The organism is Pedobacter metabolipauper, from assembly GCF_004362715.1.
Taxonomy (GTDB): Bacteria; Bacteroidota; Bacteroidia; order Sphingobacteriales; family Sphingobacteriaceae; genus Pedobacter; species Pedobacter metabolipauper.
Genome location: NZ_SNYC01000005.1, coordinates 687109 through 711602 on the forward strand (window position 1 = coordinate 687109; position 24494 = coordinate 711602).

A 24494-nucleotide genomic window follows, 5' to 3' on the forward strand; every position below is an offset into this window, starting at 1 on the left:
GGATAACTAGATTTAAATGCCTTTAAGTGTGATGCATCTTACCGTTCATTTAAAAATGAACCCAGGCTAAAAATTTGACGCAAAGAAGTCCAGGGGCTGCCAGTTAACCATCACAAAGGCCAATCAGCAACCGTATTATTTAAAAATTTATTACGGGATTAAAAGCTATTCAATGAGCCAGTTAAACTTCAGTTTCCGGTTCTTTTCAACGGTAAACGTCTGACCATAATCGGTGCTGATAGCAGCATTATCAGTACCAGAATTAGAAGCGGAGTCGTTGTAAGCAAAGCCATAAAACCCTTTTCCGGTATCAGACTTCAGTACAAATGTATATTGCTTTCCTGACGTTACACTTACATTCGGGTTGACCACAAACCCCCTGGCAGACCATCCCAGTGAATCTCTCGGAATGATGATCTTTGCCAATGGTGATCCCTTGATTTTTCCAGCTTCAGATTCGTAAAAATCCAGGCTCAGATCTTCAAGCGGATATCCATTTTTAAGCGTCGTTACCTCAAATGTTTTTAACCGCCCGGATTTAGCCGCCGTAAAAGATTGCGATCTTTGAATCTTACCGCCAATGTCAGAGAATGCCTTAAAGTCATTAGTCTCTAATGGAGCGGAACCCGAAGTATTTTTCTTGCTTTTAGTTACACTAAAAGATTTGATGCATTCCATCGGATTGATAGATCCGTCTTCTGCAAATGTTAACGGTGCCCAATAGAAGTTAGCCAACGCTTCATTCTTAGCTGCATTGTTCCAAAGGTCACTGCCATATAAGTATATGGTTTCTGAATTAACCTTCATCGTTGACACAAAAGAAGGCTGTCCGCCGCATGAATTATCGCTGATTTTTTTTCCTTCAGACCACGGACCTAACGGGGATCTAGCCGTTTTATAAGATGTACCTGTTCCTGAACAGTAACCGCAGTTTGGGTCTGAATAGGTTACATAATAGATCCCTTTGCGTTTAAATAATGCCGGTGCCTCAGTATTGCCATTCGTAATTGATCGGGCTACTTTACCTGTTCCTGATAAATAATCATCCGTTAATTGTTCAATCACAATAGTGCCCCGTGTTCTCCAGTCTGTAAGGGCCAGGTAACCGGTACCATCATCATCTATAAAAAGATCATGATCACCATTGTTTAAGCCTGCAGCAGGCATATTGCTGTTCACAGCTATTTTCGGTTCTTTGGTTTCGATAAATGGCCCGATAGGTGTTTTCGCGGTAAAAACACGATAACCGGATACGTTATCGTAAACGTTGATCCAAAGGATGTATGTTTTGTTTTTCTTATTGTAAATGACATGAGGGCGGAAACAACCGTAGGTCTTTCCGTCACAACGGGATTGCCACAATGGCGTCTTCGCATCGAACAAATATCCTTCATCCTTCCAGGTAACCATGTCTTTTGAAGAGTAAGACTTAAAGCCGCAAAAGGGTGCGGTCTTATTGTTCCATTCAAAACCACAGTCGTAGCTTGTACCATACAAATAATAGGTACCATTAAAATAGGCAATTTCGCCATCATGGGCATCCACTGCGTTTCCTAAATTATCAAATTTTGTAATTTGCTGCCCCTCTTGGGTGAAGTTCTTAATCAACTGCGCTTTGGCAGCAAAACTAAAAACCAGGGCGATCAATAATGCCGGGTAAAACTTTCTCATATTTGGTTCAATTTTATCATAACTACATCTTAAAACAAGCGTTAAGTAAGCAGTAAGTGAAACAGTTAACCAAATTTAATTCATTCAATTATGCTATAGTTATAGAATTTGACAATAGATTCGTACTTTATGACTTAACGCTACACCTATGATTTGCCGTTAGCCCTCAGCCTAAAGGCACTTGGCGTTAGCCCTGTTTTCTCCTTAAATAACCTGGAGAAGTAGAAATAAGAATCAAACTGAAGCTCATAAGCAATTTCTTTGATGGGTATCTTTTGATCACACAGCAGCTCTTTAGCCTTTTCAATCTTTAACTGGATATAAAACTGACCGGGAGAAATACCGGTATAGGTTTTAAAGAGCTTCCTAAAATGAGAATAGCCAATCATCAGTTCTTGTGCGGCCTGTTCAGGAGAAAACACCTTAGTGATGTTCGACCTGAAAAGCAGTCTTGCCTTATTAATGATGATTTGCTTTTCTTCATTTTGAACAGACTGTTCCTTTTCTACAGAATGGATACAACCCAACAAATGCAGGGTTGCTCCCGATATTTGCGGCTGATAGCCGGTATCTTCTCTTTTTGTTTTTTCAATGATGGAATTGAACAGATTAAAGGTATGCTCATTAAAGCCAAGATTAATGCAGGGGTTTTCCCGTTTAAAGAATTTCTTCTCCACCAGGTCATCCATAATCTTCCCCTTAAAACCAACCCAGTATTCATCCCATCCCGTTTCTTTAGACGGACGGTAGCGGTGCCTTTCTCCAGGAAACAACAGGATAATGGTACCTGCCTTTACTTCGGCTTGCTTAAAGCTGTCCGATTCAAACAATCCATGTCCTTCAGTAACATATATAATCTGGTATTCACTCAAAACACGTCCGGTTTGCCATCTAAAATTATGATCGTCCGGATGGGCGTTTATAGGATAACCGCATGCAGAGCCAACCCGGGTGCAGCCTACGTTTAACACACAAAGTCCCCAATTTTCATCCTCTTTACCAACGGGCAGATATTTGTAGTAGTCAATCATATAGTTCTTATATAATAAAGCTAACCTACTTAAAAAATCCTATTGATAAAAGCAAAAGAGAGATTGGCAATTAAATCATCCGGTCCTGTCAGAAATTTTCACGCTGTAATTAAAGCTTAATATTAGGCTAACGAACAGCTGTTTATTCCTATAAGGAATAAATTTTAAGGTTTCAATAAGGAAGCGGCTAAAACAATGAATTTATTTAAACAATCACAACGCCAGTTGGTTATAAAACAAACCTGCTATCATGAAAAATACCATTATTTTTATCCATGGTATATTCCAAAATCCCCTAAACCGGGATCGGCGAAACCATAAATCACCTTTATAAACAGACACCGCTATGATTACAGAAAACATAAGTACACCAGTGATCAGCCATAAGAAAAAATTGAGCCTTACCATAAATGGCGAGGTAAAAACTCTGGAAGTAAAGCCATGGGTTAGCCTGCTGGATTGCCTTAGGGAACATCTGGACCTAACTGGTACAAAAAAAGGCTGCGACCATGGACAATGCGGTGCCTGTACAGTCATTGTTGACGGCAAAAGAATCCTCAGCTGCCTTACACTGGCAGTGATGAAGGATGGTGCCAGCATTACAACTATTGAAGGTATTGGCAAAGACGGCGAACTTCATCCGCTGCAAAAAGCATTTATTGATCATGATGCATTCCAGTGCGGCTACTGTACGCCCGGACAAATCTGTAGTGCAATTGGAATGATTGCTGAAGGAAAAGCAAAAACACGTACCGAAGTTAAAGAGCTGATGAGCGGAAACTTATGCCGCTGTGGAGCCAATACCAATATCATTGATGCGATCATGGAAGTTCAGGAGGGATTAACAAATGAATGATTTCAATTATACCAGGGTTTATTCGATGGACGAAGCCCTTGCCAATGTAAGCCTCGGCAAAGGACACCGGGTTATTGCCGGCGGCACCAACCTGATCGACCTGATGAAATATTTCATCACTACAGCAGACGAATTGGTAGATATTAACCCTATTTCTGAACACCAAACTATCGAAGAACTACCTGATGGCCGGCTCCGTCTTGGTGCTTTTGCAACCAATGCCGATACCGCTTACCACCCATTAGTAGAATCGCGTTATCCGCTGCTGAACAGGGCAATTCTTGCGGGAGCATCCGCACAGATCCGTAACATGGCTACAAATGGTGGTAATCTTTTACAACGCACACGCTGTTATTATTTTTATGACATCAATACGCCCTGCAATAAAAGAGAGCCGGGAACAGGTTGTTCGGCAATTAATGGTTACAACAGAACCATGGCCATTATGGGTACCAGTGAACACTGCATCGCCGTATTTCCATCAGACATGTGCGTGGCACTTGCTGCACTGGATGCGGTAGTGAACATTGTTGGTCCCGAAGGAACAAGACAACTCCCTTTTGCAGATTTCCACCGTTTACCTGGTAATACACCTCATATCGATAATAACCTGATGGACAATGAACTCATCAGCAGCATTGATCTGCCTGAAAAAGGTTTTTCCAGCAGTTACAGTTACCTGAAATTGAGGGATAGAAATTCCTATGCATTCGCGCTGGTTTCTGTAGCTACCGCACTTGATCTGGAACACGGTCTGATCAAAGAAGCCCGGATTGCCCTGGGCGGCCTTGCCCATAAACCATGGCGGGTACAGGAAGCAGAAGATTTTTTAAAAGGTAAACAGGCCAGTAAAACCAATTTTGAAGCAGCGGCAGACCTCATCCTTCAGGGAGCAAAGTCTTTCGAATTCAATGCCTTTAAGATCGAGCTGGCTAAGCGCGCCATTGTCAGGAACTGCATGATGGCCCTGGATCCGGATACACAGCAACCGGGTGCCCAACCCTCTTTATAACCACCGATATTATGAGTACAATGGAAAAAAATTATAAACCAGAACAACCTGCCGTTGGACAGTCCATCAGCAGACTGGAAGGTTATGAAAAGGTTACCGGAGCTGCCAGGTATGCTGGGGAGTTCAATGTTTCTGACCTGCTTTATGGTTATGTGATCAACAGCACCATTACCAAAGGCAAAATAATTAGTATCAATACAGAAAAGGCAGAAGCTATTCCCGGTGTTGTTAAAGTCTTTCACCATAAGAACAGGCCTTCATTAGCCTGGTTCAGCATGCAGTACGCCGATATGGATGCACCTCCGGGAAGTCCGTTTCAGCCTTTGGCAGATCATAAGATAAAATACAATGGCCAACCCATTGCACTGCTTGTCGCCGAAAGCTTTGAACTTGCACGCTATGCGGCCACACTTGTAGAAATAACCTATGAACAGGAAGACTTCAAAACCGATCTGATTGCCAATATTACAGAAGCCAGGGCCCCAAAAGGCGGACTGGCAACGTTTTTAAAACCACCGCCGCCAAAACCTGTTGGCAATTTTGAAAAAGCATATGAGAACTCCCCTTTTCAGGCATCAGGTAAGTTTGTACATGGAACAGAACACCATAATCCCATTGAACTTTTTACTACAACAACTGTATACAAAGGTAAGGGAAAGGTAACAATATATGATAAAACACAGGGCACAGTAAACTGCCAGCTCTATGTAGCCAATGTATTCGGACTGCATTTTAAAGATGTCCGGGTAATTTCTCCATACGTGGGTGGTGCTTTTGGTTCAGGCTTGCGTCCGCAATACCAGCTTTTCTTCTCTGTTTTGGCCGCATTGGAGTTAAAGAGAAATGTACGCGTTACGCTGGACAGGCATCAGATGTTTACCTTTGGACACCGCCCTCCCACTGTACAGTTTACCCGTTTCGGGGCTTCGGCCGATGGAAAGGTCAATGCATTGAACCACGAAGCCATTGCAGAAACGTCCAGGTTTGAAGATTATACAGAAGTGGTAGTCAACTGGTCACACATGCTGTATCCTGCAAAGAATACGTTATTTAAGTACAACCTCGTGCCGCTGGATGTGTTTAGTCCGCTGGATATGCGTGCGCCAGGCGGCAGCACCGGACTGCATGCCATAGAAAGCACAATGGACGACCTCGCTTACCAGATGAAAATAGACCCGCTAGAATTCAGACTAATCAATTATGCAGAGCAGGATGAAAGCGTTGGCAGGCCTTATTCCAGCAAAGAACTGAGGCAGTGTTACCTGCAGGGTGCTGAACAGTTTGGCTGGAACAAGCGAAATCCTGAGCCGCGCAGCATGCGCAGGGGAAATAAACTGGTTGGTTACGGCATGGCGACAGGAATATGGGAAGCCATGCAATTGCCTGCACGTGCATCGGCAACCATTACTACAGAAGGAAAGTTACACGTAAACAGCGCAGTTACAGACATTGGAACTGGTACGCTAACCGTAATGTCACAGATTGCCGCAGATGAGATGGGACTGCACATGGATGATGTTACTTTTACTTATGGCGATAGCAAAATGGCATTTGCTCCAATACAAGGTGGCTCCTTTACGGTTTCATCCGTGGGTTCTGCCATCAAGGCCGCCTGCAATGCGCTAAAGAAAAAGATTCTAAAAAAAGCCAAAAGCATCGGCAACAGTCCGTTTAAAAGAGTTAAAATTGACGAAGTTATATTCGCAGACCGCAAAATGATCAGCATTGACAATCCCGCTGTCTTTATCTCGTATAGTGACATCATTGCTGCAAATGGCCACAAGGTGATCAAGTCGGTTAACTTTGCGATGCCTAAGGTCTTTAAGCTAAAAAAATACTCCCGCGCAGCACACAGTGCTGCGTTTGTAGAAGTGGAAGTGGATGAAGAACTGGGCATTATCAACGTGACAAGGGCCGTTACCGCAGTGGCAGCCGGAAAGATCATCAATCCTAAAACTGCAAGAAGTCAAATTCTGGGCGGTATGATATGGAGCATCAGTAAGGCCTTACGTGAAGAAAGCATCACCGATCACCGGTTTGGAAAATATATGAACATGAATATTGCTGAATACCACATTCCGGTACACGCAGATATCCACGATTTGCAGGTGATCTTTGTAGAAGAAAAAGACGACATTGTGAATGAGCTGGGCACCAAAGGTGTTGGCGAGATCGGTTTGGCGGCTATGCCTCCTGCCATAGCCAATGCCATATTCCATGCCACTGGCAAACGGGTTAATCAGTTCCCCATCCACTTTGATACGCTGATGTAATTGGCTCAAACCAGTTTAGCTGAAATGTATCATTTTTGATTTATTGAAACCATATCTTAGTTCTTCTGTTTAAATTTATGTACTGATTATCAGCTACAAATCAATGGCTTATATACGCTTAACCTATAAGACCTGAAGCATGAATGAAAACAAGACCAAACTGACCGAAGAAGAAAAGAAACTCTTTGGCGACCTGATGCCCGAAGAACTTGATGAAATTATAAGTTCGGGACTGAACCGCAGGCACTTCATGAAACTAATGGGACTGGCATCGGCCGGATTACTGGCCAGTCACCTGATTGGTGCAGAGCAGCTTTTTGCACGTTCTGCCGAAATTGGTGACATTGCAGACCTGGCTCCTGCAGCCATAGAAAATGGCATCAATGTTAGTTTTAAAGTCAACAATACTGCAAAAAAGGTTCTGATAGATTCCAGGGCAACCTTACTGGACACTTTGAGAGAAAGACTGGATCTTACCGGATCTAAAAAAGGTTGCGACCATGGACAATGTGGTGCCTGTACAGTCATCGTTGATGGTAAAAGGGTACTTTCCTGTCTAACGTTGGCAGCTACCTGTGAGGGTAAATCAGTAATTACAATAGAAGGGTTAGCCAAAGACAATGAGCTCAATCCAATGCAGGCTGCCTTTTTAAAACACGATGGCTTTCAATGCGGATTTTGCACACCCGGACAAATCTGTTCGGCAGTAGCATTGATGAAAGAGGCTAAAGAAGGACAGGCAAGTTTTGTTACTGCAGATGTTAGACAAAATCAGCAGTCCGTTATCTTATCTGATGAAGAAATTGCAGAACGCATGTCTGGCAATATCTGCCGATGTGGTGCATACCCCAACATCGTTGCCGCAATCAAAGAGGCCCAAACCGGAAAGAACGTTGAACAGACCTGGCTTTTTGCAGGTTAGTATTTAAGATCAGGAATATGAGACCATTTAAATTTACCAATACCAGCAATGCATCATCTGCCATCAATCTTTTAATTAAAAATCCGAATGCCAAATTTCTTGCAGGGGGAACAAACCTGCTCGATCTGATGAAAGAAGATGTAGAGCGTCCCGATGAATTGATTGACTTAGGGCGGCTGGATCTTACTGCAGTTAGACCATTGGTTACCGGCAATAACGTCGTCGGGATTTCTATTGGCGGACTCGGGAAAAATACGGATGCCGCAAACCACCCATTGATCCGCAAAGACTATCCGTTACTTACCAAAGCCATATTGGCAGGTGCTTCGGCACAGATCCGCAATATGGCCACCAATGGCGGCAATCTGTTACAACGAACCCGCTGCTCCTATTTTTATGATATAGCCATGCCCTGCAATAAAAGACTGCCTGGAACCGGATGTTCAGCCATGCAGGGAATTAACAGGATGCATGCCATATTTGGATGGTCGGACAGCTGCATTGCCGTTTATCCGTCAGATATGGCTGTTGCCCTGTCTGCATTAAACGCATCGGTTAAAGTGATGCAGCCTTCCGGAACAGCACGCATAATAGCTATACATGATTTTCACCGGCTGCCAGGTAATCATCCGGAAAAGGACAACAACCTGGATCACGGCGAACTCATCACAGCAATTGAAATTCCTAAAAATAAATTTGCGGCCAACTCCGCTTACATTAAAGTCCGGGACCGGAATTCTTATGCATTTGCATTGGTATCTGTCGCTGCTGGATTGGAACTGGCTGGTGGCAAAATAATTTCTGCAAGCATTGCTATGGGCGGTGTTGCCCATAAACCATGGAGAGCAACCCATGCAGAAAATATACTGCGTGGAAAGATGGCAACAGTAGAGAATTTCCAAATGGCAGCAGACGCAGAAATGGAAGATGCCAGACCATTGGCTCACAACAAGTTTAAAATCGGGATGGGTAAAAAAACCATCGTCTATGCTTTAGAACAAGCATTTAAAGGAACAGGCTACAAGGCATAACGCAACAGTACCCATGGAAGAAAAGAATAAAAGCATTGGAAAAGCAATCACCCGGATTGATGGTTTATTAAAGGTAACCGGCAAAGCTACCTATGCTACAGACTATCCGGCAAAGAATATGGCCTATGCCGTTCTCTTTAAAAGTACCATAGCCTCAGGTCAGATCACCGCCATCGATAGTGCTGCTGCAGAAAAATCACCAGGAGTTTTAAAGGTAATCACGCACAAGAATACGCCAAAGCTCAATATTAAGGGTGGTCTCCGCGGCGGCGCATTACTTCAGGGATCTGAAATTCATTTCTATGGTCAGCATATCGGTATCGTTGTAGCCGAAACATTTGAACAGGCAACCCATGCTGCTCGCCTGGTTCAGGTAAGTTATGAGGAAAAAGCTGGAAAAATAGATTTTGATGAATTGGCAAAGGATGCAGTAAAGCCTAAAGGACAGGAACTGGCAGACCAGATCCGCGGCGATGCAAAAAAAGCACTTGGCGAAGCTGCTGTGAAAGTTGAGGAAACTTATGAAACACCAATTGAACACCATCATCCTATGGAGCCTCATTCTACAATTGCAGTTTGGGAAGGCGAAAATGTAATTCTTTACAACGGCTCACAAATCATCAATGGTGCCCAATCATCCGCAGCAGCAACGCTTAACTTAAAACCAGAAAATGTACGGATCGTTTCCCCATATATTGGCGGAGGGTTTGGTTCAAAAGGCGGACAATGGGCAAACCTGGTACTTACCGCGGTAGCGGCAAAAGTTACCGGCAGGCCGGTAAAATTAGCCTTAACCCGTCAGCAGATGTTTAATTCTGTAGGCTTGCGGCAAAGAAACATTCAAAAAGTAAGTCTTGGTGCTACAAAAGAAGGCAAGCTTATTTCAATCAGTCACGAGACTACTACCCACTCTGCTATTGACAGTGAATATATTGAACCTTGTGGCGACTGTACAAAGATCATGTATGACGCGCCAAATTCATTGATCAGCTACCGGGTGGTTCCCATGAATGTAATCCTTCCAACATATACCAGGGGACCAGGAAAATCAACCGGAAGCTTTGCGCTGGAATCGGCAATGGACGAGCTGGCACACAAGCTGGGAATCGATCCCATTGAACTGCGTATAAAAAATGAACCGGAAAAGGACCCCTCAAATGGAAAGCCGTGGTCGTCCAGAAAAACAGTACAATGCTTACAGGAAGGAGCCAAAGCATTTGGCTGGGAGAAAAGGAATGCCATACCCGGACAAACTAAAGCAGGCAACTACCTGATTGGATATGGCGTGGCTTGCGGCACTTACCCTGCCCGGCAGCGGGATAGTTCGGCAATTATCAAATTAAAACGGTCAGGAAGCCAGGTTACAGCAACCATAGAACTCGCTGCATCAGATCTGGGTACAGGAACAAACACCATTCTGGCACAGGTAGCGGCCGATGGATTAGACCTGCCGATTGGAAATATTACCGTAAACATTGGCGACTCCGACTTACCGCCCGCAGCAGGATCTGTAGGCTCCGTTGGTGCGGCCAGCTTTGCCAATGCAGTAAATGATGCCTGTATAAAAATTACCAATGAGCTGATTGCCAAATCAGACAAACAGTTTTTTGTACGTCCCACTGCAAGGCAGATGATGATCTCAGAGCAGACCTTAGACTTTCAAACCCGTGCAGATGCCAAAGCCCCGTCAAATACAGATCAGTATTCTACACACAGCTTTAATGCGAATTTTGCCGAAGTAAAAGTCAACATCGCTACCGGAATGGTAAAAGTTACCCGCTTCCTCGCTGCTACCGGTGCAGGTAAGATCCTGAATCCAAAAACCGCACGCTCGCAGATCATTGGCGGTAACATTTGGGGTATAGGTATGGCTTTGTCTGAAGAATCAATAATAGACCCAAGATATGGAAACTTCGCAACGCGTTCCTTTGGAGATTACCATGTACCCAGTAACCTGGATGTTGGTAAGCTGGATGCCATGTTCATCAACGAAGAAGACTTTATTCCAAATAAACTCGGCATAAAGGGCATCGGTGAAGTGGGTATAGTTGGCGTTGCTGCAGCCATTGCCAATGCGGTTTTCAATGCAACAGGCAAACGGATCAGAAGCCTTCCCATTACACCCGATAAATTATTGTAAATCAATATATTTATTAATTGAATTTTCATACCTTACACTGTCTAAACCATTTATAACATTGAACATAACGCTTATGAAAACCAGGAATCTACTCCCGTTCGTGCTATTAATGACAGTACCCGCTTTGAATTCATTTTCACAAACCATTCAGGCAAATCTGAATACAGAGAGAAAAGCCGGAGCTACTGAAGTAAAAATGAATAGTGAGTTATTCCTTTTAGGAACGCTAAACGACTACATCAGCAGAAAACGGAATACCACCGAGGTGAATCAGTTTGACAGCTATCATGAGGGAGAAAAACCACTGGTAAATTTTATAGACAGCATCTTGAAGAAGGATTTTAATACGGCGCTGAATAAAAAATACGGTATATATTTTTCTGAAATAATGTCCAAAAAAATGAATGCCTATTATGATGGCGATCATTTGATTGACAGTTTGCTCTATTCCAGTACCGAAAATAAACTCTCCTTTCTTTTGGGCGTTTACTTTAGAAACGGAGAAAAGATCAATGACAACATTTATCGGATCCACCTGGCAAATTCACCTAAACATGCCAATTGCTACGAAATATTAAAACAGCTGAGCTGTAACAACATTTATTACAAACGAATTGATAATATCCCGGTATCCCATATTCTTTATTTTGAAGCTACCCCTCAAATAAAACAATTTTTTGCGGCCATTAATTTAGAAAAGGATAAGTTACTTCAATCCAGTCTGACAAGTGCCGACGCCAGGTTAGCTCATGAAAAATATCTTAAAAGAGAAAACGATAAAGTAGACTTGCTTTTCCGCTTGCCTTATTAATCCGACCATTTAAATACAACACCTTAAACTTAACCTTGCTGTAATATTCGGACAACACAGTCCAAATAACTTTGCATTGAAATGCAGGTACATGGTTTAGAAGGTGACAAGCGCTTAATAAAGGAATTGCAAGACGATAATGTACAGGCTTTTCAAACTATATTCAATGCCTATTGGAAAGATCTCTATAAGCTTTCCTATTATCGTTTAAAAGATCAAAATGAAGCTGAAGACCTGGTACAGGATGTCTTTACAGACTTTTGGGACAAAAGGCATCAGATCGAAATAGACACCTCATTAAAAAGCTATCTGCAAGGATCCGTCAAATATCGGATCATTAGATTATTCAGCAGGGGCAATCTGCATAAAACTGCTATTGAACATTTGATATACCGCATGACGGAAATTGAAAGTACGATCCTTGATGTACTGTCGCATAATGATCTGGAGCGAACCATTTCTCAAACCATACACACTTTTCCAAAAAACATGAAAGATATATTCTTATTGAGGGCAGAAGAATATACCATCAAAGAAATCGCTGATGCATTGGGACTGGCAGAACAATCTGTAAAAAACAACATCAGCGACGGATTAAAAAGATTAAGAATTGCCCTCATCAAAACCGATCCCGATATTAAAGGATCATTCTATATGCTGCTGGCAGCCCTTATGTTGGAAAAATAAATCCAGCCCGTAGTAGTTAACGCAACTTTAACAATTACATAACCATTTCTTGAAGTACTTTATGCCTGGTCAGGTCACTATCTCTGTGTAAAAGCGAAATAGTGAAAACACAACAATTTAAACAATTATTAAAACGGTACCTGGATGAATCTGCCAGTAAAGCAGAGCGGTATATCGTAGACATTTGGTATCATTCATTTGACCGGGATCATTCCGGAATTGTACCTGGCATTGAAAACAGCTCGATCGAGTATGAAACCGGCCAGCGCATCCTAAGTAAGATCCAGACTTCCAACCATCGTAAGGGATGGTACAGCTGGCAAACTTTACGGGTTGCCTGCAGCATCCTCCTTATAAGTACGGTATCGCTATTCTTCCTTTTAAAACCAAAAGATCATTCGGGCCAGACTGCCGTTATTTTTAAGACGTTACCAGGCCAAACTAAAAAGATCCTGTTAAGAGACAGTTCGGTAGTTTGGCTAAATGCAAATTCAACATTAGAAATTGCAGCATCCTACTCTGAAAAAAACAGATCCGTAAAATTAAGTGGCGAGGCTTATTTTGAAGTAACACATGATCCTCAAAAACCCTTTTTTGTAGCTGCAGGGCCTTTAACTACCAAAGTATTGGGCACCACATTTAATGTCCGTGCCTACCCGGCTTCCAGGTTTTCGAAAATCACGCTTTTAACCGGTAAGGTATGGGTAACTGTTAAAGCACCTGGTAAAAGAACAGGTGGCGTTATTTTAACGCCAAACCAAACCTTACAGTACGATCTGCTTTCGCATCACGCAAAAACCCAAAATAAAGAATCTTCTATTGATCAGAAAGCCTGGACTACAGGCAAGTTAATATTTGACGATACGTCAATGGATGAGGTTAAAGAAATACTGAAAGAATCTTATGGACTGAATATGCAGGTAATCTCAAAGAAACTGAATTCCAGAAGGATCTCTGGCGAGTTTAGGCTCGACGATCAGCCAGAGTACATTATTAAAACGCTATGTAAGTTAATTCATGCAAAATATACCATAAACGGCAAAACGATCTATATCCAAAGCAAATGATAATGAATCAAAAAAATCAATCGAAAAAACATTTTTAATTAATTTATGAAACGATCAAAATCAATAATATTCTTTGCCATTTTTTTATGGCTTGGTACTGCAAAACAAAGCTTCGGGCAAAGCTTTCTGAAAAACCTGGTTCATGTTAATTTAAAAGACCAGAAGCTTAAAGAAGCTTTTAGTCAGTTAAATAAGCAAACCAATGTTGTATTTCTATATGCAGATTTAGAAGAACTCAATAAAAAGGTAAATGTTAATATGGAGGAAATACCATTGCAGAATGCCTTAAACCAATTGTTAACAGCTCATAGCTTAACCTATGAACTTGATGGCAATAAAATATTAATACAAAAGACCAAAGCCATTAGAAATACCTTGAAAGGGACAGTTGTTGACGAGCTGCAAAAGCCCTTACCTGGTGTAACGGTTAAGGTTAAAGGCAAGTCAATGGTTACAAGTACCAATACGGAGGGAGAATTTAGTTTAACTACCGATAATATCCAGGAAACCCTGACATTCAGTTATATCGGATTTATTACTGTGGAGAAATTGGTTCATTCGAATGCACTATCCAATATCCGGATGAAAGCTGATGAAAATAGCCTGGACAATGTAGTGGTAGTTGGTTATGGCACCCAGCTAAAAGAACAGATCACAGGGTCCATAGCAACCATAAGCGGCAAGGAGATCCAGAAATCGCAGGTAGGTACTTTTACCGAGGCGATGGCAGGTAAACTTCCAGGCGTTCAAATTAGCCAGATCACAGGTGTACCAGGTGCTGCACCTTCTATCCGGATTCGGGGAACAGGATCTATCACTGCCGGCAATGAGCCCTTATACGTTGTTGATGGTTTTCCGCTTGGAAAGGAAGCTTTAAGTAATTTCAATATGGGGGATATTGAGTCGGTCAGTGTTTTAAAAGACGCTTCGTCAACATCAATTTATGGATCCAGAGGAGCAAACGGCGTAATCATTGTAACTACTAAAAGAGGAGAACAGGAAAGAACAAACCTTACGTTAAGCTCTTATTTTGGGATCCAGCAAATCTCCAAAAAACTAGACCTGCTTTCACCGGATGAATTTATAGATTTTGCGATTGAATCCAGAAATAATGCATGGGAATATCTCGGTGGTAAACGTGATGATCCAAACTCGCTCCGGTCTCCCCTATACCAGATCTCACCGTTTTTTACGGATAAGGACAGCTGGGTAATTACCAATTGGCAGGATGAGATATTTGACATCGCGCCAGTGCGCGATCATCAGCTCTCTGTTTCTGGCGGCTCTAACACATTAAGATACCTGGTGTCTGGAGGTTACTATGGTCAGGATGGAATTATCAGGAACTCAGATTTTAAAAGATACTCACTAAGGACAAATATAGACGCACAGCCTTATAAAAACTTAAATGTAAGCGGATCTATTAATACCACAATAGTTAATCAAAAAAACGCACAGGACGAAGGCCAGTTCGGAAACGGGATTATTGGATCTATGATTAACTTCCCCGGAATATTTGGCGGTCAAAATGCAGACGGCAGCTATCCATCATTCAGAGGCTTTGGCTATGGGGTATCAGAGGTACCAAACCCACTCGAGTTCATTAACGAGTACAACGACAAGACCAAACAATTTAGAACCATAGCTAATCTATCCGCCCAGCTTAAACTTGCAAAAGGATTAAGTGTCAAATCGATGATTGGAATTGATTACAACTTAAGCCAAAACAATACGTTCATTAATGGGTACAAGTATAATGTACCAAATAATCCCAACCATGTTTCCGGCACAACCATTCCAAGTGGAAGTTATGAAAGCTTGTCTGATTTAAACTGGTTGTCAGAAAATACGATCAACTATAATTTTAAACTTGGAAATAACCATAATTTTGAAACCCTTGGCGGTTTTACAGCTCAAAAAGCAAGTATTGAAGGTGCGGGCATCACCGCAACAAACTTTCCAAATAATTTAGTACCTACTTTAAACGCTGGTCAAATTACAGGCGCAAGTACTTCCAGGTCTGAATGGTCATTACTGTCTTACTTAGCACGGGCAAATTACAATTATGGAGACCGCTACTTTGCTTCTGCCACCATCAGAACAGATGGGTCGTCCCGCTTTGGAGACAACAAACGCTGGGGCATATTCCCTTCCCTTTCTGTTGGCTGGATGCTGTCAAACGAAGAGTTCTTTGATGTTTCATGGATCAATTTCTTAAAGCTCCGTTCAAGTTTCGGATTATCGGGAAATAACGAAATCTCGAATTATGGATCTATTGGCTTACTTTCCTATAGCGATTATATCATTGGTGGCAACTTAGTGTCAGGTATATCACCCGCTACCCTCTCCAATAAGAATTTGAGCTGGGAAAGATCGGAGCAATTTGATATTGGGGTAGACATTGGACTATTAAAAAACAGAATTAATTTAGTCGTTGATGCTTATCAGCGCGTCAACAATAACTTGCTGTTAAACGTGTCGGTACCGAGTATTTTGGGGGTAAGCAATTCATTACAGAATATTGGAAAAGTTAGGAACAGAGGATTAGAGATCTCATTAAACACGAAAAACACAACAGGCAAATTTAGCTGGAATACAGAATTGAACATTTCTACAAACAGAAATATCGTACTGGCATTAGGTCCGAAGGGCGATCCGATCATTTCTTCCTCCAATGGCGTGTCACACATTACAGAGATTGGTAAACCCATTGGAAACTTTTTAGGGTACATATTTGATGGCGTATACAATACCGTTCAGGAAGTTAACGATCACCCGCATATAAGTACCGATGCGCCAGGCGATCCAATGGTTAGAGATGTTAACGGTGATGGTAAGATTACGTCTGATGACCGTACCATCCTGGGAAATAATCAGCCAGATTTCATTTATGGGGTAAACAACAATTTCTCCTATGGTAGTTTTGATTTGGGTATAATGATCCAGGGCGTTCAGGGAGCAGACATTATGAATTTAGGCATGAGACAATCTATGTCAATGACAGGCAGAACCAACAACCTGGGGATTGCCAGAGACCGCTGGAGATCAGCAGAACAACCTGGTAACGGCAGTGTATTTAAAGCCATTACAGATGTTAGGGGTGTACGCAGGGATGCATCCAGTTTCTACATGCAGGACGGTTCGTTTTTACGCGTCAGGAACATCACCCTGGGTTATAATTTCACATCATCGCTTACAAAGAAATTAGGCCTGTCTGCGGCAAGAATCTATGCCGCTGCACAGAATCCTTTCACATTTACCAATAAGAATTACTTAGGCTATAACCCAGAGGTTAGTTCTTATCACAATGCCCTCACACCAGGAGTTGATTATTTCAATTATCCCTTATCAAAAACGTATTCACTAGGTCTAAACATTACTTTTTAAGCTCATGAAAAACATTTTAAAATCCATATATTTTTCTTTCTTCATATTGGCCTTAGCCGGATGTAAAAAAGATTTTATTGCGTTAAATCCGATCTCTAACGCAAATGAAGAGAATTTCTACAAAACTGAAGATGATTTTACCAATGCGATTTATGGAGCCTATTCTTCATTGAAGTCCAATGGGATCTATAACGATTATATGCAGTTGGTTGGCGATTTGCGTTCAGACAATACAGAGATGGGATCAACTGCAAGTTCACGCTTTGCCTTTTATGAACTTTCTCAATTTCAGGTACAGCAAACCAGTGAAATTGTAGAAAGCATTTGGAAAGATCATTATGTAGGTATACGCCGTGCAAATACAATTTTGTCAAGAATTAATGACGCCGGTATTTCTCAAAACAGCAAAAATAGAATTACTGCAGAATCGCAGTTTTTGAGAGCGCTGTATTACTTTAACCTGGTTCGGGTATTTGGCAATGTGCCTTTAGTAACGAAAAGCATTCAAACCATTGAAGAATCATATACCTATGGCAGAACTGATGTTAAAACAGTTTACAATCAAATTATTGAGGATTTATTAAACGCTGCACCTGCATTACCTTTGACAGTTAAGGGTGAAGAAGGCCGGGCAACGCAGGGAGCTGCAAATGCATTATTGGGAAAAGTTTATTTAACCTTACACGATTACCAGAATGCAAAAACCAGTTTAGAAAAAGTGATCAGCTCTAAACAATATGATATTTTGCCCGATTATAGTAGCCTGTGGAATGCCGATGCTAAAAACCATAAAGAATCTATTTTTGAGGTTCAGTTTAAAACGAATTTAACGGCATCAACAGGTTCTCAGTTTACAGAGCGGTATACACCGTATCTATTTCCAAATCTACCCTATTCAAGCACCGCTGGAGGATATAACATTCCGAGGGAAGACTTGATCAATGCGTATGAAGCGACTGATCTTCGTAAAAATGCTTCTCTAAAAGAAAACTATACTAAAAAGGACGGCACTGTGGTTAGGGGATTAGAAGGCAGATACACCTATAAATTCCATGACATGCCTGTTAAGGGTGGTGGTGCAGATGATAACTGGCCGGTTCTACGCTATGCTGATGTATTGTTGATGTATGCAGAGTCATTAAATGAAATTTCATTTACAACAGATGGTGAAGCTTTTAAACAACTAAATGCCATAAGAAAAAGAGCAGGGTTGCCCGAAAAAACATTTAGCAATGCAAACCCGCTTTTGGCAATCAACTCTCAGGAAGAATTTAGAACAGCAATAGAAAAAGAAAGAAGGGTTGAGTTCGCATTTGAAGGTCACCGGTGGTTTGACCTGTTAAGAACGGGTAAAGCCATTGCCATTTTAGGGCCTAAAATTAAAACCGGTTTAGTTGCAGAACAATTGTTATTGCCAATTCCATTGAGCCAGATAGATGTTAACCCTGACAATATTAAACAAAACCCGGGATATCAATAATGAGAAGATTCATATTTAAGCCGTTTATTCTTTGTTTTGCTCTGCTGCTAACGGTTAATTTTTCAAAAGCACAGCATGCTAAACCCGTGATCAAAGTTGATGTTGCCGGGGCAACGGCAGACAAACCACAATCCAAACTATGGTTTATGGATGGCAGCTGGTGGGCACTGCTGCCAAAATCCAGCGGCCCCTCGTTATGGCAGCGTACATCAAAAGGATGGATTGAAGATCCGTTGGTCAGCAAACATTTAACCGGATACCCTGGAAGGGTTGATGTTTGGGCAAATGATCATGAAGTAATGGCTGTAGGGGTAGCATCTAATTATTTATCTGTCTATCAATTAAAAAAGGATAAGAAATCGTGGCAGGTAAAAGTAATGGGTAAATTATCAGCTCCAAAGTCTGCAGATAATGACATAGAAACGGCAACCATTGTTCAGGATAAAACAGGTTGCTGGTGGGTTGCGGCCGATGTTGGAGATCAAGTATATGTATGGAAATCTGTTGATGGCAATCATTGGAATGAAGCAGTAGAACTTGGCAACGGTATTAACAAAGATGATATATCCACATTAACCATTTTACCTGGAGGAATAGGTTTAATCTGGACAGATCAAAATCAGGACGCTGTTAAATTTAGATTTCATGAAGATAACCGGACAGACTGGAATGCAGTCGAGATCATTGAACAGGGCAACCATACGGCCGATGATCATTTGCGTTCATCTGTATCTCCGGACGGCACATTGTGGTTGGCTACAAAAAATAGTGTCGATGAAATTGGCAAACCGCAGCTTGTGCTTAGAGTTCGTCATATTGATGGCAAATGGAAAAACTATCCTTTTGCCAATCTGGATTCCATTAAGAAACCCAGCCGGCCGGCCGTACTTACTACTCCTGATACCGATGTAGTTTTCATTGGCTATACAGAATATAATGCAAAAGATTCAAACCTGGGTGTAATCAAATTTGCACGGGTCAATCTCAATAATAAGAATGTGATTATGGACATTAAAACGGTAATTAAACCTGAAATTAATGCAGAAAAGAACACATTGAGAATTAACGACATTACCAGTTCAAAAGATAAATTCCCTAAAAATGGTCCGTGGATAATTTTAGCTTCCGACCAGTTAGGGAATATTTATGAAGCTGATTTAAGAGCAGATATGAAATAGAAAACCGGAATACTTTCATCACATGATTTCTTAAACACAATAGCTCTAAGAAATATTATAACAAAATGACAAATCATTCATTTATTAATTATACATTTGTCCTTGAGAGCGTTAATTTAAACGGGAGTGGTCTTCGGATCATTCCCGTTTTCCTTTTTAAAGACCTCTGCAAAAGGCTAATTTTGTTCCTCTTCCACACACCTATTGCAATATGTATTTTTGCAGAAGCCTGTTAAATTATACCAACTCCCCGGCCATACGTCTGTTGATGCTTCATGATCTGGTAATATTTTAAAAAAACCAACTTTTGTAACACTTCATGTGCTAAATTTGCATTAATGATTCTATACAAAACCAATGAAGAAGTAGAGCTGATGAAAATCAGTGCACTTTTAGTGAGCCATACCCTTGCCGAAGTGGCAAAAGTTTTAAAGCCTGGCATGACAACCCTCGCAATAGATAAGCTAGCCAATGAGTTTATTCTTGACAACCAGGCAGTACCCTCTTTTTATAACTTTAATGGTTTCCCGCACCACATTATCACTTCAGTAAATGATGTAGTTGTTCATGGTTTTCCATCCAAAGAAGAACTAAGAGATGGAGATATCATTTCTGTTGATGTTGGTACCATAAAAAATGGCTTCCATGGAGACCACGCATATACTTTTATCATAGGCGAGGTATCAAAGGAAATCCTGAACCTCGTAAAAACCACGAAAGACTCCTTATTTCTAGGAATCAAAGAAGCTGTTGTGGGAAAGAGAATTGGAGACATCGGATATGCCATTCAGGTTCATAATGAGAACCAGGGTTTTGGCGTAGTAAGGGATTTGGTAGGGCACGGACTTGGAAAAGATATGCACGAAGATCCGCAGGTTCCTAATTATGGAAGAAAAGGGTCTGGTATGTTATTAAGGGAGAATCTCGTCATTGCTATTGAACCAATGATCAATATGGGCAAGAAAGATGTATTCTTTGATGATGATGGATGGGCCGTAAGGACTGTTGATGGACTGCCATCCGTTCATTTTGAGCACGATGTCTGTATTAAAAAGGGAGAAGCATTAATCTTGTCTGATTATTCCCCAATAGAAAGTGCAGAAAAACTAAATATCAACTTAAATACTTCCTATTATTAGTTTGTTAAAGTTCATAAGATGATTTGCGGCTAATTTCAACAACCAGGTCTTTAATCAGTTCCCGGCCGCTTTTCCATCGCTTTAATCGATTGACCTGTTGAATTGCAGGTCTGTCTTTAATGGCAAGATCCAGTTGATAATAATCAGGCATGATTTCTTTCATTGCGTCATGAACTTCAGATACACTTCCATTTAATGTAAGTTCCGGATTGTTTTTCACCAACTCGGCTAGCGCATCTGCCATGCTGGCTGCATAATAAGGGCAATCCCAATCGTGACGATAAGGATCATCACCTTTGATGTTCACCTTCTGCAGCGGGTGCGAAAGATCTTCAATGATCTCAACTATCGCATCGCCAAATACATTGGAATATTCCGAAATAAAATGATTCCACCAGCGCGGATGCTGCGGCAGCTGTTTAAGCAAGGTATCACAAACCATAACACGCCTTGGAAAGTCAGGATTTGCAGGGTCCATGATTACAAGGGATGTCCCAAAATGACCTTCTTTCAACGAGTGTCTGCTGTAGATCACAAAGAACTGGAGCTGAACCGCTCCTGCCTCATGCATTGTTGCGGTAAGCTCTTTGACATCTTGCAACCGGTCTTCCAGAAAGCCATGCTTGAAAAGCACATGCAGATTACCTTCTGATTTTGCCGTGCAGCGCTTGCTGTTTTCATCAAATACATTGTCATTTGCCGGGCGACTGGTAAAATGATTACCACTGTTGTAACGAATCTCTTCTGATTCGATGGGATAAGTGTTGATATCCGCAGTATCGCCTGCATCAGTTTGCTTATTGGGATGAATTGAGCGGAATGGAACATGCATTTGTTCGCTATCCATCCGACGGGCAAGATTATAGATCCGTTGCTCTGTATGAGCCAACAAAGGATCTCCGCTTATTGGGTCAAAATAAACACTTCCAACTCGCCTGCCCAGATGGCAGGCAATGAAACGATTCTTTAACAACATCACGATTGGATACTCTGTATTAATAAAGAAATCCCGCAACGCATCATTTGCTAAGTACGCATCCAATGTTTGCTCAAATTGGAGCAATATAGTGTCCTCATGACTTAAAACCCATGCACGCAAAAATTGGTAAACTTCCCGCTCGAAACAACGATTAGCCGCTTCCGCCATTTCTCTAGTGCAAATGCATGGTTTCATAAAATTCCCCGGAAAATATAAGATTGTGAACTATCAAATATAACATTTGTAAAGAATTGAACGGCAAAATAAATGAGTCTCGCTATCTTGTTACAACCAAAGCACTAGCTTCTCTAAATTTAACCTTTTTCGAAACTTTATTTCTCCTGAATCTTTATTATTTGAAATAAAACCAAGCTAAGAATGGCTGTTTTGCCGAACATCACAATAAAAAACATAACATCAAAGAATTACATTTATTAATCTACTACAATTGTTAGCATAGATCTTCCAGGAAGTGCAATTAGCTCCGATAATTTCTTTACAGATTGTCGTTTCATATCCATATCAACAGCATCAGTAGTTAGATAACTCAATATAGATCTATATTTCTTTGCCGAATTTTTAATATCCAGCTTCAGTTCTATGTTTATCTTGCCATAATTGGTACATACAACTACCGTTCTATCATTTTTATCTTTGTATGCAGATAAGAGCAAGTCCTTATTCAATCCGGAATTGGCAGTTAATGTTTCTGTTAAAACCCTTGTCATTCCAGGTCTTATAAACCTGCTGTAATGACCTAAAGCCCACAAATTTTTAGTTACAGCAAATTTACCATCTTTAAAACCGGGCTCAGGCTGGAGTGCTATTAAATAATACCTGGTATTTACAGCTGCGCTTCCTGGTTCATATGAATTCCAAAACTGCCAGGCTGTTGCATTACCCACCGTCAAATCTGTATGGATCACTTTAGATAAAAATAAGGCACAATCCATATTACTCCGATCTCCGGTAGTACCCTCTCTAAATCCATTATCCAGCATAGAATACTCCGATTGCCAATAGTTAACCTCATATGTTTTTGCGGTATCAGCCAGATGCTTCCGGGTACTTATTAACACATCATCATTTGATTCCGTAAAATAACTATGACCAGCAATTGTTTTAGGCACATGTGCTAAATTACCAACATATAAAGGGCTGTTTCTGTCAAAAAAACTTTGGATCTGTCTTGTTGCCTTACCTGATCCTGCATACAGGTAATTAAGCATCCCCGCTTCTGTAATCAATATCTTACTATTCAACCCGGCTTTAGTCAGGGTCGTATTTAAAGCACTGGTTATTTTATAAATTTCAGGATTGGTCCAGGATGAGCCTTCCTGATCTGCCTCTTTATATTTACGGGACCAATCCCATTGGGGTTCATTAACGGGACTTATATAGTTAAAATGTAATCCCTGCTGATCAAAATGCTTAATCACTCCAGCCAGAAATTCGGCATAGGCATCATAAGCATCTTCACGAAGATTTGATACATAATCCTTTTCTGTTTTATAACCTAAACCATTCTTTGTAAACTGAACCGGAGGCGAATTTGAAAAGGCGATAAGCGTTTCTACACCGTAGTCTTTTGCTTTCTTTAAAAAGAACTGATAACCTGCCTGCTTCGTCCAATCGTAACTTCCATCTTTGTTAAGGAAAGATTCTGTTCTTTTCCTAAAGTCCTTAATACCGCTGCTATCTCCTTGCTCAGTTGTGCCAGCACCAATATTAAAACGCCAGGCCGATAAACCTATGCCTTCTAAATTTCCATCCCGGTCAAACTTGCGGCTAAAAAGCAATTGCGCTATTCTTTCCTTTTTCTCATCTGGCCAATATCTGCCTATCCCTTCAGAAAACCAGCAGCCTGCTGCACCAATATTCTCAATAACCTGGGCTTTTTTGGTTAGATCTATCTTCACCAAAATGGTATTGCCGTTTTGTTGAGCATTTACATACAAACTAACCAGACTGAATAATAGAAATAAATAAGACCTCTTGAGCTTTTTAAAAATCATAACCATCAAAACGATTTAAACCATTACAGATGCCAAACCTCGTAAACTACAGGAATCCGGGCTGAGCACTTTCCAAATGTACTTATACCTGATGATCAATCCATTACATTCTTTTGAAAATACATTGTGATATACAAAATGAATTTCGTTAAGATTGCAGGGAATAAACGTCCGTGTACTTGACAATAACCCTTACATGATATCAGCACACCATTCTTTAACCGATCTGCAGCTGGCAGATCTCTTGCAGGAAGATGACCAAACTGCTTTCGCAGAGATCTATAACCGTTATGCTGAACGTTTAACCGGATTTGCCAGTTCCAAATTATATAACCTTGATGATGCCAGGGATATTATTCACGATGTATTTGTGAGATTATGGGAAGAAAGGAAGCAGCTAACAATCAACAGGAATTTAGAAGCCTACTTATTTACAATTGTACGTTATCGTATTGTTGACAAGATCAGGAAAAACATTACCCGTGAAGACTATATGGAAATGGTTCTTGCATTACAAACAAGCCCTGGATCTGATGTTGAACAACAAATCGCTGCAAAAGAATTAAAGCAGCAAATCGATGGCGCGCTGGATAAACTATCTCCAAGAGTAAAGGAAATTTACCATTTAAGCCGTGAAGAAAACTTAAGCATTTCCGAAATAGCCGTTAAATTAGATCTTTCTGAACAAACGGTTAAAAACCAGCTTACATTTGCTTTAAAACATTTGAGAACATCATTAACCTACCTATCTACTACTGCATTGATATTTTGGTGCCTGCATTAGTGCATCCCATTCAACCCCTAAAAAATATTTT

18 protein-coding genes are annotated in these 24494 nt (G+C 41.1%); 14 read left to right on the forward strand and 4 right to left on the reverse strand.

Annotated features, from left to right (window positions below; all coding sequences use genetic code 11):
- Positions 1–165: 165 nt before the first annotated feature.
- Positions 166–1671, reverse strand: coding sequence for a family 43 glycosylhydrolase (locus ATK78_RS15360; RefSeq protein ID WP_133576992.1), 1506 nt, complete (start codon positions 1669–1671; stop codon positions 166–168).
- A gap of 146 nt (positions 1672–1817) precedes the next feature.
- Positions 1818–2702, reverse strand: a complete 885-nt coding sequence (locus tag ATK78_RS15365; RefSeq protein ID WP_133576993.1) for an AraC family transcriptional regulator — start codon at positions 2700–2702, stop codon at positions 1818–1820.
- Positions 2703–3048: 346 nt separating this feature from the next.
- Between ATK78_RS15365 and ATK78_RS15370 the strand changes: the two genes are divergently transcribed.
- From ATK78_RS15370 to map, 13 genes are all read left to right on the forward strand, one after another.
- Complete coding sequence (locus ATK78_RS15370) at positions 3049–3558, forward strand: (2Fe-2S)-binding protein (protein WP_133576994.1); 510 nt, start codon at positions 3049–3051, stop codon at positions 3556–3558.
- The gene (locus ATK78_RS15375) at positions 3551–4570 is read left to right on the forward strand and encodes an FAD binding domain-containing protein (RefSeq protein WP_133576995.1); all 1020 of its coding nucleotides are present in this window, start codon (positions 3551–3553) and stop codon (positions 4568–4570) included. Before ATK78_RS15370 ends, ATK78_RS15375 begins: the two co-directional genes overlap by 8 nt.
- Positions 4571–4581: 11 nt before the next feature.
- Positions 4582–6843, forward strand: a complete 2262-nt coding sequence (locus ATK78_RS15380; RefSeq protein WP_243732547.1) for a xanthine dehydrogenase family protein molybdopterin-binding subunit — start codon at positions 4582–4584, stop codon at positions 6841–6843.
- A gap of 139 nt (positions 6844–6982) precedes the next feature.
- Complete coding sequence (locus ATK78_RS15385) at positions 6983–7765, forward strand: 2Fe-2S iron-sulfur cluster-binding protein (protein ID WP_133576996.1); 783 nt, start codon at positions 6983–6985, stop codon at positions 7763–7765.
- Positions 7766–7782: 17 nt separating this feature from the next.
- Positions 7783–8796 (forward strand): FAD binding domain-containing protein, encoded by a 1014-nt coding sequence (locus ATK78_RS15390; RefSeq protein WP_133576997.1) that lies wholly within the window; start codon positions 7783–7785, stop codon positions 8794–8796.
- A 13-nt stretch (positions 8797–8809) separates the two neighbouring features.
- Positions 8810–10936 (forward strand): xanthine dehydrogenase family protein molybdopterin-binding subunit, encoded by a 2127-nt coding sequence (locus ATK78_RS15395; RefSeq protein WP_133576998.1) that lies wholly within the window; start codon positions 8810–8812, stop codon positions 10934–10936.
- A gap of 73 nt (positions 10937–11009) precedes the next feature.
- Complete coding sequence (locus ATK78_RS15400; protein ID WP_133576999.1) at positions 11010–11747, forward strand: hypothetical protein; 738 nt, start codon at positions 11010–11012, stop codon at positions 11745–11747.
- Between the two features lie 81 nt (positions 11748–11828).
- Positions 11829–12434 carry an RNA polymerase sigma factor gene (locus tag ATK78_RS15405; RefSeq protein WP_133577000.1) on the forward strand — a complete coding sequence of 202 codons (606 nt, stop codon included), beginning with the start codon at positions 11829–11831 and terminating at the stop codon, positions 12432–12434.
- A gap of 101 nt (positions 12435–12535) precedes the next feature.
- Positions 12536–13501, forward strand: a complete 966-nt coding sequence (locus ATK78_RS15410; protein ID WP_133577001.1) for a FecR family protein — start codon at positions 12536–12538, stop codon at positions 13499–13501.
- 45 nt (positions 13502–13546) lie between these two features.
- Positions 13547–16888 (forward strand): TonB-dependent receptor, encoded by a 3342-nt coding sequence (locus ATK78_RS15415; protein WP_133577002.1) that lies wholly within the window; start codon positions 13547–13549, stop codon positions 16886–16888.
- 4 nt (positions 16889–16892) lie between these two features.
- A complete protein-coding gene (locus ATK78_RS15420) occupies positions 16893–18368 on the forward strand; it encodes a RagB/SusD family nutrient uptake outer membrane protein (protein WP_133577003.1) in 1476 nt (491 codons plus the stop codon).
- The gene (locus ATK78_RS15425) at positions 18368–19546 is read left to right on the forward strand and encodes a hypothetical protein (protein ID WP_133577004.1); all 1179 of its coding nucleotides are present in this window, start codon (positions 18368–18370) and stop codon (positions 19544–19546) included. The genes ATK78_RS15420 and ATK78_RS15425 overlap by 1 nt, the downstream gene beginning before the upstream one ends.
- 338 nt (positions 19547–19884) lie before the next feature.
- A complete protein-coding gene (gene map / locus ATK78_RS15430) occupies positions 19885–20685 on the forward strand; it encodes a type I methionyl aminopeptidase (RefSeq protein ID WP_133577005.1) in 801 nt (266 codons plus the stop codon).
- A gap of 4 nt (positions 20686–20689) precedes the next feature.
- Here the strand turns inward: map and ATK78_RS15435 are convergent, their stop codons facing one another.
- Both ATK78_RS15435 and ATK78_RS15440 read right to left on the reverse strand, forming a co-directional pair.
- Positions 20690–21832: a hypothetical protein gene (locus ATK78_RS15435; protein ID WP_243732548.1), complete on the reverse strand. Its 1143-nt coding sequence runs from the start codon at positions 21830–21832 to the stop codon at positions 20690–20692.
- A 266-nt stretch (positions 21833–22098) separates the two neighbouring features.
- Positions 22099–23679, reverse strand: a complete 1581-nt coding sequence (locus ATK78_RS15440; protein WP_243732549.1) for a glycoside hydrolase — start codon at positions 23677–23679, stop codon at positions 22099–22101.
- Between the two features lie 196 nt (positions 23680–23875).
- Here ATK78_RS15440 and ATK78_RS15445 point away from each other — a divergent pair, with 196 nt between their 5' ends.
- Entirely contained in the window at positions 23876–24463 is a 588-nt protein-coding gene (locus tag ATK78_RS15445) for an RNA polymerase sigma factor (RefSeq protein WP_133577008.1), read from the forward strand.
- The last annotated feature ends 31 nt before the right edge of the window (positions 24464–24494 follow it).